At 62.2% G+C, this 13,497-nt stretch carries 12 protein-coding genes; 7 read left to right on the forward strand and 5 right to left on the reverse strand.

Annotated features, from left to right (window positions below; genetic code table 11):
- The 3 genes from QZ511_RS14270 to QZ511_RS14280 all read left to right on the forward strand — a co-directional run.
- Window positions 1–431: FAD-dependent oxidoreductase (locus tag QZ511_RS14270; RefSeq protein WP_295803334.1), on the forward strand; the 431-nt coding region annotated here is incomplete at its 5' end.
- 509 nt (window positions 432–940) lie between these two features.
- Window positions 941–2,020: a uroporphyrinogen decarboxylase gene (hemE, locus tag QZ511_RS14275; RefSeq protein WP_295803335.1), complete on the forward strand. Its 1,080-nt coding sequence runs from the start codon at window positions 941–943 to the stop codon at window positions 2,018–2,020.
- A 264-nt stretch (window positions 2,021–2,284) separates the two neighbouring features.
- On the forward strand, window positions 2,285–3,661 hold the full coding sequence (locus QZ511_RS14280) for an HD domain-containing phosphohydrolase (protein ID WP_295803336.1): 1,377 nt from the start codon (window positions 2,285–2,287) through the stop codon (window positions 3,659–3,661).
- Between the two features lie 22 nt (window positions 3,662–3,683).
- Here QZ511_RS14280 and QZ511_RS14285 read toward each other — a convergent pair whose 3' ends face one another.
- The 4 genes from QZ511_RS14285 to rsgA form a co-directional block, all read right to left on the reverse strand.
- On the reverse strand, window positions 3,684–4,916 hold the full coding sequence (locus tag QZ511_RS14285) for an MFS transporter (RefSeq protein ID WP_295803337.1): 1,233 nt from the start codon (window positions 4,914–4,916) through the stop codon (window positions 3,684–3,686).
- 205 nt (window positions 4,917–5,121) lie between these two features.
- A complete protein-coding gene (asd, locus tag QZ511_RS14290) occupies window positions 5,122–5,973 on the reverse strand; it encodes an archaetidylserine decarboxylase (protein ID WP_295803338.1) in 852 nt (283 codons plus the stop codon).
- Window positions 5,974–6,213: 240 nt separating this feature from the next.
- Window positions 6,214–7,020 (reverse strand): sulfurtransferase, encoded by an 807-nt coding sequence (locus QZ511_RS14295; protein WP_295803340.1) that lies wholly within the window; start codon window positions 7,018–7,020, stop codon window positions 6,214–6,216.
- A 22-nt stretch (window positions 7,021–7,042) separates the two neighbouring features.
- Window positions 7,043–8,086 carry a small ribosomal subunit biogenesis GTPase RsgA gene (gene rsgA / locus QZ511_RS14300; RefSeq protein ID WP_295803342.1) on the reverse strand — a complete coding sequence of 348 codons (1,044 nt, stop codon included), beginning with the start codon at window positions 8,084–8,086 and terminating at the stop codon, window positions 7,043–7,045.
- 126 nt (window positions 8,087–8,212) lie between these two features.
- On the opposite strand from rsgA, the gene orn reads away from it, so the two are divergent.
- Entirely contained in the window at window positions 8,213–8,755 is a 543-nt protein-coding gene (gene orn / locus QZ511_RS14305) for an oligoribonuclease (protein ID WP_366935666.1), read from the forward strand.
- Window positions 8,756–9,156: 401 nt separating this feature from the next.
- Here the strand turns inward: orn and queG are convergent, their stop codons facing one another.
- Window positions 9,157–10,305, reverse strand: coding sequence for a tRNA epoxyqueuosine(34) reductase QueG (queG, locus tag QZ511_RS14310; protein ID WP_295803345.1), 1,149 nt, complete (start codon window positions 10,303–10,305; stop codon window positions 9,157–9,159).
- Between the two features lie 89 nt (window positions 10,306–10,394).
- Between queG and QZ511_RS14315 the strand changes: the two genes are divergently transcribed.
- From QZ511_RS14315 to QZ511_RS14325, 3 genes are all read left to right on the forward strand, one after another.
- Window positions 10,395–11,918 carry an NAD(P)H-hydrate dehydratase gene (locus QZ511_RS14315; protein WP_295803347.1) on the forward strand — a complete coding sequence of 508 codons (1,524 nt, stop codon included), beginning with the start codon at window positions 10,395–10,397 and terminating at the stop codon, window positions 11,916–11,918.
- 10 nt (window positions 11,919–11,928) lie between these two features.
- Window positions 11,929–12,420, forward strand: coding sequence for a tRNA (adenosine(37)-N6)-threonylcarbamoyltransferase complex ATPase subunit type 1 TsaE (tsaE, locus tag QZ511_RS14320; protein WP_295803349.1), 492 nt, complete (start codon window positions 11,929–11,931; stop codon window positions 12,418–12,420).
- A gap of 65 nt (window positions 12,421–12,485) precedes the next feature.
- Window positions 12,486–13,497, forward strand: a 1,012-nt coding sequence (locus tag QZ511_RS14325) for an N-acetylmuramoyl-L-alanine amidase (protein ID WP_295803350.1), incomplete at its 3' end; no start/stop codon positions are given.

Consider the following 13,497-nt stretch of genomic DNA (forward strand, 5'->3'; position numbering starts at 1 on the left):
CCCGCCGCGAGGTGGCGAATGCGAAGGAGGAGGGGGTTCGCTTCCTGTTCAATCGTCAGCCGGTGGAGATTGTCGGTGACGGCAAGGTGGAGGGCGTTAAGGTTGTCACCACCCAGTTGGGAGAGCCGGATGAAAACGGCCGTCGCCGCCCGGAGGTGATCCCCGGTTCCGAGGAGATTATTCCGGCAGATATGGTGCTGGTGGCCTTCGGCTTCCGCCCGAGTCCGGCGGAGTGGTTCGGCGATCACAAGATCGATGTGGCCGACTGGGGCGGTGTTGTGGCGCCGGAAGAGCAGGCGTACAAGTTCCAGACTTCCAATGAAAAGGTCTTTGCCGGCGGCGACATGGTGCGCGGTTCCGACCTCGTTGTTACCGCGATCTGGGAAGGACGTCAGGCTGCCGAAGGGATTCTCGATTTCCTTGAGGTTTGATTTTGGTTTTGTGGTGCCGCTAGAAGGCTATGGGGTCCCGCTAGGTGATTTGATGGCGGCACTGCTGCCGGTAACGGTTTGCCAGACACGCCGTGAACCCATCCCTGGGGGCTCTTCGAAAAAGTCCCTTTTTTCGAAGGTCTGACAAACCGTTACCGGCATCAGCACCTTCGATTCGACGTTTCACACAATATCTGGGCCGCGCATAGGTTTCTCGGTGGTTTCCGGGTAGTTTGTAGTGCGATGCTAAGGCTTTGATACCGGGTGCACCTTTGCGAAACCTTCACCGCCATGGATGGCGGTGCAGAGCCCCCATGGATGGGTTCACGGCGTGTTTCGCAAAGGTGTACCCGGTAGCAAAGCCGCCACATCCCGTTCCGACTGAGTGCCCGGGAGCCCCCCAATAGCCACTCCCAATTAGGGCACATAAATCCACAGTGAGTGGAGTGCCTGTCCTAAACACCCCCTCAAGAGTACAATGGCCTCCCATTTAACCAGCCGTTGCCCCCATGTCTGATACCCAGTTCGCCCCCCTCCAAAACGACCGTTTCCTGCGCGCCCTGCTGCGCCAGCCCGTGGATCGCACTCCCGTGTGGATGATGCGTCAGGCCGGTCGCTACCTGCCGGAATACCGCGCCACCCGCGCCCAGGCCGGTTCGTTTATGGATCTGTGTCGCAACACCGAACTGGCCTGTGAGGTAACCCTGCAGCCGCTGGAGCGCTACCCGCTGGACGCTGCTATCCTGTTCTCCGACATCCTCACCATCCCCGATGCCATGGGCCTGGGGCTGTATTTTTCCGAGGGTGAAGGGCCGAAATTCAAAAAGCCGGTGCGCACCAGTGCCGATATCGCCGCGCTGGAAGTGGTGAATACCGCGCGCGATCTGGACTATGTCACCAATGCGGTGACCGCAATTCGCCGCGAACTGAATGGCCGGGTGCCGCTGATCGGCTTCTCCGGTAGCCCCTGGACGCTGGCCACCTACATGATCGAAGGCGGCTCCAGCCGGGATTTTGCCCGCGCCAAGGAAATGCTCTACAACCGCCCGCAGGACATGCATCAACTGCTGACAGTGCTGGCGGATTCGGTGATCGACTACCTGAATGCGCAGATTCGTGCAGGCGCCCAGGCGGTGCAGATTTTTGATACCTGGGGTGGCGCGCTGAGTCACAGTGCCTATCGCGAGTTCTCGCTGCAATACATGGCTCGTATCCTGCAGGGCCTGATCAAGGAGCACGAAGGTCGCCGGGTACCGGCAATTCTGTTCACCAAGGGCGGCGGCCAGTGGCTCGAGGCGATGGCGGAGACCGGTGCGGATGCACTGGGTCTGGACTGGACTACGGATATCGGCGCAGCGCGCGCGCGTGTCGGCGACCGGGTGGCGCTGCAGGGAAATCTCGACCCTTCGATCCTGCTTGCGTCTCCCGAGCGGATCCGCGAAGAAGTGGCGAGCATCCTGGCCGCTTATGGTGAAGGCGGTGGCCATGTGTTTAACCTGGGCCACGGTATCACACCGCAGGTGGATCCCGCGCATGCAGGGGCCATGATTCAGGCTGTGGTCGAGCTGTCTGAAAAATATCACCCGTGATGCTCCGCACAGCGGTAGCGGCGACAGGTGCCGATACCGATGTCCAGACAGTCAAATCCGGGCCGCAGACTGGCTTTGCGGCCTTCTAGTGTGAACTGCGTCACAAAAATAATGTCTACTCGGGAGTAGACTTGTGTGACAATTTGCCTCGCTTTGGTCCCGTTTCGGGCCTATGTCGGCGAGCTGAATACAGGGCGGTTAGTGACCGACTGCCGCCACAAATAAAAGCAACAACAGACCCAGCATCAACGCGACACACAATCAGTGGCTATCCAGCAAGCGAAAGTATTCGTTGAAGACCTGCAGCGCGGCATGTTCGTGTCGCGCCTCGATCGCCCGTGGACGCGTACTCCCTTTGCCCTGCAGGGCTTTTATATCCGCGATCTGGAAGAAATCCGCCAGCTGCAGAAATACTGCCGCTACGTCTACGTGGATATCACCAAGACGGTGGGTGATGTCGGGGTAAGGCTGCGCAAAATCACCCGTGCCGCCAACCAGAAAGCGGTGCTGACCGGCTCTTCCAGCCGCGCGGTGCGGCGCGAGCCGGTGGTAATCAACTGCAAGCCGGTTCAGGTCAAGCACAACAGCTACGCAGCGCCGATCCCGGCGCGCAAAGAAGCGGCCAAAGCCCAGCAACTGCACAATCGCATTATCGAGGGTATGCACGAAGTGATGGTGCAGATTCGCAGCGATGGCCCGCTGCCGATGCGCGCGGTGAACCAGGCGGTGATGCAGATGGTCGACAGCGTACTGCGCAGCCCGGATGCGTTTTCCTGGTTGGCGCGGGTGCGGGAAAAGGACGAGCACACCTACAGTCACTCCATCCGTGCCAGTGTCTGGGCGGTGGTATTCGGTCGCCATATCGGCCTGCGTCGTCAGGAGCTGATTTCTCTCGGAGTGGCGACGCTGCTGAAAGACGTCGGCAAGCTGTACCTGCCCGATGAAATTCTCAAGGCGGAAAGGCGAGACCCGCGCGCAGAACTCGAATACCGCAAGTTTGTCGACTACAGCGTTAAACTGTTGTCCGCAGATCCCAATGTGGGTCAGCAGGTTCTCAGCATCGTGCAGTGTCATCGCGAGCGGCACGATGGCAGCGGCTACCCAAAAGGTCTCCGCGGTGGGCAGATCCCTGTGCTTGCACGCATGTGTGGCATCGTCACCTTTTATGACGAGGCGACCAATCCCCGCGGAGCAGAGTTTCCGGTGCCCCCGTCAAAAGCGGTGGCGCAACTCTACGACCTGCGGGACTCCGCCTACCAGGAACAGCTGGTGGTGGAGTTCATCCAGTCCATCGGCCTGTATCCCACCGGTACCCAGGTAGAGCTTTCTACCGGTGAGGTGGCGGTGGTTGTCGAGCAGAGCCACCAGCGCCGGCTGAAGCCCCGGGTGATGGTGGTGCTGGACAGCGAGAAGAAGCCGCTGGAAAAGCCGCGCCTGTTCGACATGGCGGCAGACGACGACCAGAAGCAGAAACTGGTTGCCAAGGGCAAGAAGTCCCTGCAGGAGGCGGGCCTGGTTGCGGTAGTCAAGGACCTGGATCCGAGCCATTATCCGCAGATCGACGTTGCCGCGGTGCGTGATCAGTACCTGTTCGAGCAGCGCCTGCCGGCATTTATTGCCCGCTTTATCCCCAACCGCTAATTTCCATCCCGTGTGAACTGATTCAGTCCCTCGCGTGTGCGAGCGCATGCCGCTGTCTGTGGGAAACCGGTGCGGCAATATTCAGGAGGCAGGATGCAGTGACTATCCCCGCGAGCAATAGCGCCACCGCCAGCACGTTCAGGCCGCGATCCAGCAGCAGGCCAACCAGCAGCGGCGAAGCCGCGGTAGAAAATACCATGCACGCCTGAGAGACGGCGCGAATGGCGCCTAGATGGCTGCTACCGTAGCGCTCGGGCCACAGTGCGCTGCCGGCGGTACCGGTCCCGGCCTGGGCGATACCGATCATCGCCAGGTAGACATAGGGCACCCAGGGCTGTTCGCACAACGCCAGTAGTACCAGTGCGGCAATCATCGGGGTGAGGGCCAGCGGCAGGCTGCGCTGGGCGCCGAATCTGTCCACCAGGCTGCCGGCAAAGAACAGGGCGAGCAGGTGCCCCGCGGCGTAGCCGCCGAAAGCCCCCGCCAGCATCGCCATCGACCATCCTCTCTCTGCGGCAATGGCGCCCTGGTGGAACAGCACCGCAGTGACCACAAACGGCGTCATCAGCGCGGCCGGTAGCAGCAGATAAAAACCGCGGTCCCGCAGTACCTGTGCCCGGGTAAAGTCGCCGCTGGCTTCGGGGTTCTCCGGCACAGTGCCCGCGGTTTCGTTTCCGGCATTGCCGGCCAGCCACAGCAACCCCGGCAAAACCAGGGCGAGCAATACAATCGCGGCAATTATCCACACGCTGCGCCAGCCGCTGCTCTGGATCAGCAGCGAGCCGCTCGTCGGCAACAGTGCCTCGGCAATGGGAAAACCGAGCGCTGCCAGCGCAATCACTCTACCGCGGTTGGCGGTAAAGTAGCGCCCGGCGGTGGTCATGCCCATGTGGGTCATAAATCCCTGGCCGGCAAATCGCAGCAGAAAGAATCCTGGCAATAGCATCCATGCGCTGCTGGCGAGCGCGACGGTGAGGCAGCCTACGCCCAACAGCAAAACCCCCAGCGCGGCGACCCGCCTGAGCGGCCATTTGTCCACCAGCGTGCCCGCCCCCAGCAATACCAGCGCAGACAGCAAGGTGGCGCCGCTATAGGTTGCGCCATACCAGCTGTTGCTGAGGTCAAATTCTTCCCGGATTGCGCCGCCGAAAATGGCGATAAAAAACGTCTGGCCGAAACCGGAAGCGGCAACGGCCAGGAGGGCGAAGAAAGCGAGTTTGGGATTGCTGCGGATAAATGCTGGGACTGGTGGCATGGTAACTGGTGGCGTGGAACGCAATGAGGAAGTTTTGTGGCGGTCCGGCTACCGGGTGCTGCCTTGCGAGACACGCTGTAAACCCATCCCTGGGGGCTCTGCACCGCCATCCATGGCGGTGAAGGTCTCGCAAGCACGCACCCGGTACCCGGACCTTGGCATCGGGTTGATTACTCCGGAAAAATGATGAGCGTCGCTGCGATAGTTAAATCAGGTCCCCGAAATGCTCGCCCATTTTCACCGGAGTTTCCGCGGTCAGTCCTTCCAGCCAGTTGACCTTGTCGGCGCCAAACAGCAATACCACGGTGGAGCCGAGTTTGAAACGGCCCATCTCCTCGCCTTTTTTCAGTGCGACGGGTTTCTGTTCGTCGTAACGGGTGGTGGTGATTTTGCGTTTGATCGGTGCGACCTGTCCGGCCCAGACGGTTTCGATGGCGGCGACGATCATGGCACCTACCAAAATCATGGCCATGGGGCCGGCGGCGGTATCAAAGATGCACACCAGGCGCTCGTTGCGGGCGAACAGGCGCGGGACATTTTCCGCGGTGGTGGTGTTTACGGAGAAGAGGTCGCCGGGAACGTAGATCATGCGCTGCAGTACGCCGTCGAGGGGCATGTGCACGCGGTGGTAGTCTTTGGGTGACAGGTAAACGGTTGCGAACTTGCCGCCGGTAAATTGCGCGGCCACTTCGGGATCGCCACCCACGAGTTCCAGTAGGCTGTAGTCCTGGCCTTTGGCCTGGAAAATGCGACCGTTGTGGATTTCACCCAGCTGGCTGATGGCGCCATCGGCGCAGCCGGCGATGGTGTTTTCACCTTCGACAATGGGGCGGGCACCGTCTTTCAGGGCGCGGGTGAAGAAGTCGTTGAAGCAGGTGTAGGCGGTGCAGTCTTCTTCCTGTGCCTCGCTCATGTCCACATCATATTTTTCCACGAACCAGCGGGTGAACGGGTTTTTGATGCCGCCGATGCGGGTTTCAGCCAGCCATCCTGCGGTGCGGGAGAGCAGATGCTGGGGAGTGATGTATTGCAGGAAGATAAATAATTTCGGGTTCATTTAGATTTTGTGGTCCCGTTTAAAAAGTTTGGTGGCGGTCAGGTACCGGGTACAGGTTTTCAGGACCGCTGTGAACCCATCCCTGGGCGCTGCGGCGCAAACATCCTGTTTGCGACGCTCCTGAAAACCTGTACCCGGTACCTGACCTTCAATTTGAGCATTTTAACTTTGTCAGCGAGTTTGAGATCGCGTTGTCTTCATTCCCGTGCAAGCGGGAATCCAGGAACTGGTGGCAGTGAATCAATTTTCTACCGGCGTATCCGGCAGGTTGCCCCATTCACTCCAGGAGCCGGGATAAGCCTTGATCGGAAAGCCGAGAGATTTCCCCACCAGCCAGGTAAATGCCGAGCGGTGATGGCTCTGGCAATGGGTGGCGATTTCCTTGCTGCCGTCGATGCCGAGGGCGGCGAGAAATTCTTTTGCATCCAGGCGGATGCGCAGGTCCCGTTGCGGATCCATCAGCTGGGTCCACTCGCAGTTGATGGCGCCGGGGATGTGGCCGCCTTTCATGGCCAGTACTTTTTCGCCGCTGTGTTCTTCGGGAGAGCGCGCGTCCCAGATCTGCAGGTCATTGTTGTCCAGGCGCTGCTGGATTTCTTGTGCTTCGATCACCGGGGCGTCGGCGGCGATGGAGAGTTCGATTTCGCTGGGGGTGACGGCGCTGTCTTCGCTGGACAGCGGCAGTCCGGCACTTTTCCACGCGTGCATGCCGCCGTTCAGGTAGCTGTATTTTTTATGGCCGATGACGTCCAGGGTCCACAGCAGGCGTCCGGCCCAGCCGCCGCCCTCGTCGTCGCAGGCGACGATATGGGTTTCCGGGGTAAGGCCGATTGCGCGGAATACTTCGGTCAACCGTTCCAGGGACGGCAGTTTTCCCGGTGCCGGCGGTGTGCCGGCCAGCAGGGCCTGGAAGGGCAGGCCGATGGCGCCAGGGATATGGCCGGCGAGGTAGTTGGCGGGTGCGCTGAGGTCGACGACTTTGATTTCCTCGTGCTCCAGCAACGGGGCCAGCTGTTCCGGTTCCAGGATCAGGGGTACATCACTCACGATGGGGTCCTATCTGTTGTGCCTATTCGTTTTCGAGGCTGTTGCGCAGGTGCAGGTAGCTGTCCATGCGTCGTTCGCTGATGTCGCCGCGCTCCAGTGCTTGCTGGATTGCGCAGCCGGGTTCGCTCTGGTGGCGGCAGTCGCGGAAGCGGCAGTGGCCGATAAACGGGCGAAACTCCACGAAACCCTCCAGCAATTCCTGCTCGCTCATATGCCAGAGGCCAAATTCGCGAATGCCGGGGGAGTCTATCAGATCGCCGCCGCCGGGCAGGTGAAAGAGTTCCGCGGCGGTGGTGGTGTGGGTGCCTTTCTGCGTCGCTTCCGAGAGGGCGCCGGTGCGGGCGCCGGCGGAGGGCAGCAGGCCGTTGATCAGGGAGGACTTGCCAACCCCGGACTGGCCGACAAACACGCTGGTGCCCTCGGCCAGGGTCGCGAGCAGATCGTCGAGGCCCTCGCCGGTCTTGGTGGATAAGCGGAGAATCGGGTAGCCCAGGTCCGGGTAGGGGCGCAGCAGTTCTTGCAGGCTGTCGCGGTTGCTCTCGTCAATCAGGTCGATCTTGTTGAGCAGCAACAGGGGCTGGATACCGGTGGTTTCCGCGGCCACCAGGTAGCGGTCGATGGCATTCGCGAAGGGTTCCGGGTAGGGCGCGATGACAATCAGGATGCGGTCGATATTCGCGGCCACGGTCTTCATGTCGCCATAGCGGTCCGGCCGCTGCAGCTCCGAGTGTCGCGGCAGGCGCGCGCCCACCACACCCAGGCCGCCGGTGGATTCCCCCACCGAGGGCCGCCAGGCGACCCGGTCGCCGGTTACCAGGGTGTCGATATTGGCGCGCACATGGCAGCGCTGTCGCAACCCCGGCTCCCCCTCGCTAGCAGCCGGGCTCTCCACCAGCACCTGGGTGCCGTAGTTGGCGATGACCATACCGGTCTGCTCGGGGCCGAGGTCTCCCTCATCCTCCGCGTGTGCCAGACTCTCCTCACGCTTGCGCGCGCGGGCCTCCCGCTCCTGCTGGATTTTGGCGATGCGCCACTGCTGGCGGCGGTTGAGTTTGCGTTTGCTCATGGGGATTCGGGTGGCGGAAACCGCCGGATTATAACTTGCATCGCGGGGGGATTGCGGTACCTTGCCTCCAGACTGTTAGTTCACCCGTAATCTTTCCTCCAATTGACCGCTGATCAGGAGAATACTGTGGATCAGAATAATCTGATCTGGATCGATCTGGAAATGACCGGCCTCGATCCCGAAAAAGAGCGCATCATCGAAATAGCGACGGTGGTGACCGATTCCCGCCTGAATGTGCTGGCGGAGGGACCGGTGATGGCGATCCACCAGAGCGATGCACTGCTGAACGCGATGGACGACTGGAACACGGAACAGCACGGCGGTTCCGGGCTGGTGGCGCGGGTCAAGGAGTCGCAGATCAGCGAGCACGAGGCGGAGCGGGAGACGATCGAGTTTCTGCAGCACTGGGTACCCGAGGGCGCTTCGCCCATGTGTGGCAACTCCATCGGCCAGGACCGCCGCTTCCTGGTGAAATACATGCCGCTGCTGGAGCAGTACTTCCACTACCGCAACCTCGATGTCAGCTCGGTAAAGGAACTGGCACGGCGCTGGCGGCCGGATGTATTGGAGGGAGTAAAGAAAACCTCATCTCACCTGGCGCTGGATGATATTCACGATTCCATCAATGAGCTGAAACACTACCGGGAGCATTTTTTCCGGATGAGTTGATGGTTCTGGTGGTTTTGGGGATTTGGCGGGTTGGTGGCTCGGTGGTTTGGAAGCCGGTTGGGTGGCTGCCGGGCGCCGGGTGCGGGTTTTCAGGACCGCTGTGAACCCATCCCTGGGCGCTGCGGCGCAAACATCCTGTTTGCGACGCTCCTGAAAACCCGCACCCGGCCCCCGTCCTTAGCATTGACGTGCAACACACAGTAAGAAAAGCGCGCGGGGGTTTGAAGTCACGAAAGGCTTACGAAGTGCGGGAATTGAAATTGAAAGTGGAGTGACGGGTATCTGTTTTCAAAAGCGTCGGCGACAGGGATGTCGCCGACGCAGCGTACAGGGACGTATTCACAGCGGTTTTGAAAACAGATACCCGGCGCTTCACCGCCACCGGGCTTGCCACCAAGCGATTAATCCCGCGAGGATCCAGGGTGGGCCCGTTTGATCTTTCGCTTGCGCCGTCTCCCACTCCGCAACCGCTCCAGCGCCCATTCAATATGCTCTGCCACGAGCGGAGTGGCTGTCCCCAGTGCTTGTTCCAATGCGGTAATGGTTGCCGGTGACGGGGCGGAATTTCCCAGCGCCACTGCCAGATTGCGCTGCCAGCGCTCGAAACCGATGCGCCGGATCGCCGAACCCTCGGTTTTCTTCAGGAATTCTTCTTCCGTCCACCGGAACAGCTCCACCAGTTCGCCGCTGTCCAGCCCGTGTCGCGGGTGGAAGTCCTGCTCCCCGGTGGGTTTGGCGAACTTGTTCCAGGGGCAGATGATCTGGCAGTCGTCGCAGCCGAACACCCGATTGCCCATGGGCTCGCGGAACTCTTCCGGGATCGGGCCCTTGTTCTCGATGGTGAGATAGGAAATACAGCGGCGCGCGTCGAGGGTGTAGGGGCCCACAAAAGCATCGGTCGGGCACACCTTCAGGCAGGCGGTGCATTCGCCGCACTGGTTCGGCTCCTCGCTCGCATCCACCGGCAGCGGCAGGTTGGTGTAGATCTCACCGAGGAAAAACCAGCTGCCCGCCTGGCTGTTGATCACCATGCAGTTCTTGCCAATCCAGCCCAGCCCCGCCTTTTCCGCCAGCGCCCGCTCCATCACCGGCGCACTGTCGGTAAACGCGCGACCACTGGACGCAATCCCGCGCTCCTCACAGAAGCGGTCGATCTGTTGCGCCAGCTGCGCCAACCGCTTGCGGATCAGCTTGTGGTAGTCGCGGCCATTGGCGTAGCGCGACACATAGGCCTTATCGGCGTCCTTCAGGATCCTTACCGGCTCGGTGTCCGGTGGCAGGTAATCCAGGCGCACGCTGATCACCCGCAGGGTGCCTTGCTCCAGCAACTCCGGGCGCCAGCGCTTTTCCCCGTGGGCACCCATCCACTCCATATCGCCGTTGTAACCGGCATCCAGCCACTGCTGCAGTCGCTCACCGTGCTGCTGTAAGCGGCAGTCGGTAATGCCCACCTGCTGTAACCCCAGTTCCCGTCCCCACACGCGGATCTCGCCGGCCAGTTGCTGCAGGGCGGCGTCGAGTGCTGGGGATGGAGTGGCGATTGGATTCATGTGAGGAGGAGTCGAGTCTGAAGCGGTATAATCGACGGTATTTTGCCACAGATTAAAATTTGACCACAGCAGGAACTTGTAACCGATTTATGGACAGCCAGACTCAGACCGCGGTGGGCGATACCGGCACCCAGGCCCCGCAACCACTTTACCGTGCAGCAACCGTGCGCCAGCTGGATCAGCTGGTGATCGGCCAGCAGCAGATTCCGGGCCTGGTACTGATGAAGCGCGCCGGTCGCGCGGCCTTTGAGTGCCTGCGCCAGCGCTGGCCGGATTTGGGTGCGCTGCAGGTGTTCTGTGGTGGCGGCAACAACGGCGGCGACGGTTACGTGATCGCCGCTCTCGCCGCCCAGCGCCAGCTGCCGGTGACGGTGTACGTGGGGGTGGCGGCAGAGAAGCTGCAGGGTGAGGCACTGGATGCCTACCGCTTTGCCGAGCAGGAAGGGGTCCGGTTTGTCAGTGATCTCGCGGACCTGCCGCCAGTGGAGAAGCACACGGTGCTGGTGGACGCGCTGCTGGGCACCGGTTTCAGCGGTGCGCTGCGGGAGCCGGTGCAGTCTGCCGTGGCGTGTATCAACAAGGCGGCCGCCCCGGTACTGGCGGTGGATATTCCCTCCGGCCTCAATGCGGATACCGGCGCGGCTGACGAGGCCGTGCGTGCGGATGCCACCGTGACCTTTATCGGTCGCAAGGCCGGACTGTATCTCGGGCGCGGCCCGGCGCTCACCGGCGAGGTAGTGTTTGACGATCTGGGGGCGAAGCCGGACGTGTACCGCCAGGTGGCCCCGGTATTGAATCGTTTTGACGGCGCGAGCCTCGAGCGGCTGCCAACCCGCGCGGTAGACAGTTTCAAGAACCACTTCGGCCATGTGATGGTCGTAGGCGGTGACCACGGGTTTGGCGGTGCTGCACTGATGGCATCCGAGGCCGCGGCGCGCACCGGCGCCGGCCTGGTGTCCCTGGCCAGCCGTCCGGAACATGTGGCCGCGGCCCTGACCCGGGTGCCGGAAGTGATGGCGCATCCGGTGGTTTCCGGCCAGGAACTGGAGCCGCTACTGGAGATACCCAGCGTGATCGCGGTGGGCCCGGGGCTGGGGCAGTCCCCCTGGAGCGAGCAGTTGCTGGCCCGCGCCGGCCGCGCCGCCGCGCCGCTGGTACTGGATGCGGATGCCCTGAATATCCTCGCCGGTGGCCGCGTGCTCGCCGGCGTGCGACGCGACGACTGGGTGCTGACGCCTCATGTGGGCGAGGCGGCGCGGTTGCTGGGTATCTCCACCGCGGAAGTGATGGCGGACCGGGTGGCGGCGGCGCAGGCAATTCAGCAGAAATTCAGCGGCGTGGTGATACTTAAGGGGGCAGGTACCCTGGTCGCCCACGCCGAGGGTGTGGATCTGATCAACAGCGGCAACCCGGGTATGGCCTCCGGTGGTATGGGAGACCTGCTGACCGGAGTCACCGCGGCGCTGATCGGCCAGGGCATGGCGCTGCCGGCGGCGGCCCGTCTGGCGGTGTGGCTGCACGGCGAAGCGGGCAACCTGGCCGCTGCCGAGGGCGGCCAGCGCGGCCTGCTGGCCACGGATCTGCTGCCCCATATCCGCCGGCTGGTGGACTGAGGAGAACGGCATGAGTGCACAGCAGACTCTGTATCTCGCCGACGAGGCCGCAACCGTGGCCGCTGGCGAGGCCCTGGGGGCAGCGAGTATCGACTGTGGTCTCGGCGACGGCCTGGTGATTTTTCTCGGCGGCCAGCTGGGCGCCGGCAAGACCACCTTCAGTCGCGGTGTGCTGCGGGCATTCGGTCATCGCGGCGCGGTAAAGAGTCCGACGTATACTCTGGTGGAACCCTATGAATTTAGTGGCCACCGGGTGTACCACTTCGACCTCTACCGCCTCGGCGATGCGGAGGAACTCGAGTATATGGGGGTGCGGGATTACTTCGGGCCCGGTAACCTGAGCCTGGTGGAGTGGTCCGAGCGCGGCGCAGGCGTGCTGCCGGCACCGGACCTGGAAGTGGACCTTGCACTGCAGGGAGAGGGGCGCGAGCTGCAGTTGCGCGCCCTGAGCAGCGCGGGCAGAGAAGTATTGCAGCGGGCCGCATTCAGGGCGGACCACTGAACCATCCCGGCGTGGGGAATCCGGGCGGGGACTGGAACAGGGATAAATTCGACAGGGCAATAATAATGATCGCAGCAGGGTTGCCGTTTCGGCTGAATACATTTCTGGTGAAAGCCATTGCGCTGACGCTGCTGTTGGCAGCAACGCTGGCGCAGGCCACCGAAGTGGAGGGCGTACGCCTGTGGCGCGCCCCGGACCACACCCGCCTGGTATTCGACCTGGACGGGCCGGCGGAGCACAAACTGTTCACCCTCAGCAACCCGCACCGGGTGGTGATTGATATCAGCGGGGCCAAACTGCGCGCTTCCACCGACGACCTCTCCCTGTCCGATACCCCCATCGCCGGCGTGCGCCATGCGGTGCAGAACAAGCGCGACCTGCGGGTGGTGCTGGACCTGAAACAGGCGGTAAACCCCCGCAGCTTTGCCCTGCGCCGCCACGAAGACATGCCGGACCGCCTGGTGGTAGACCTGCACGACCGCGACCGGGTGGAGGAGAAGACCATCGAGCAGGTGCAGGTCAGCGGCGAGCGGAAAATCGTTGTCGCCATCGATGCGGGCCACGGTGGTGAAGACCCCGGCGCGCTGGGCCCGGGCGGGGTGCGCGAGAAAGACGTGGTGCTGGCAATTGCGCGCAACCTGCACAAGGCGGTCGACCGCGTGCCAGGCTTTTCCGCCAAACTGGTGCGTACCGGTGACTACTACATTCCATTGCGCGGGCGGGTGAAAAAGGGCCGCGAAATGCGCGCCGACCTGTTCGTATCCATCCACGCGGATGCCTTTACCCGCAAGGAGGCCCGCGGTGCTGGTGTCTATGTGGTGTCCTCCCGCGGTGCCACCAGTGAGACCGCGCGCTACCTGGCCCAGCGGGAAAATGAATCCGACCTGATCGGTGGTGTGGGCAGCCTGAGCCTGAATGACAAGGACGATACCCTGGTGGGGGTGCTGCTGGACCTGTCGATGACCGCCACCATGAGCGCGAGCCTGGATATCGGCAGCAGTGTGCTGCAGTCCCTCGGCAGCTTTACCCATCTGCACAAGAAGAAGGTGGAGCAGGCCAACTTCTCGGTGCTGCGCA

Source organism: uncultured Microbulbifer sp., from assembly GCF_913055755.1.
Taxonomy (GTDB): domain Bacteria; phylum Pseudomonadota; class Gammaproteobacteria; order Pseudomonadales; family Cellvibrionaceae; genus Microbulbifer.

Bases quoted from the DNA above. Each gene is read 5' to 3' on its own strand.
- hemE (WP_295803335.1), top strand. From the start codon at position 941: ATGTCTGATACCCAGTTCGCCCCCCTCCAAAACGACCGTTTCCTGCGC.
- QZ511_RS14285 (WP_295803337.1), bottom strand. From the start codon at position 4,916: ATGCCACCAGTCCCAGCATTTATCCGCAGCAATCCCAAACTCGCTTTC.
- asd (WP_295803338.1), bottom strand. From the start codon at position 5,973: ATGAACCCGAAATTATTTATCTTCCTGCAATACATCACTCCCCAGCAT.
- rsgA (WP_295803342.1), bottom strand. From the start codon at position 8,086: ATGAGCAAACGCAAACTCAACCGCCGCCAGCAGTGGCGCATCGCCAAA.
- queG (WP_295803345.1), bottom strand. From the start codon at position 10,305: ATGAATCCAATCGCCACTCCATCCCCAGCACTCGACGCCGCCCTGCAG.
- QZ511_RS14315 (WP_295803347.1), top strand. From the start codon at position 10,395: ATGGACAGCCAGACTCAGACCGCGGTGGGCGATACCGGCACCCAGGCC.
- tsaE (WP_295803349.1), top strand. From the start codon at position 11,929: ATGAGTGCACAGCAGACTCTGTATCTCGCCGACGAGGCCGCAACCGTG.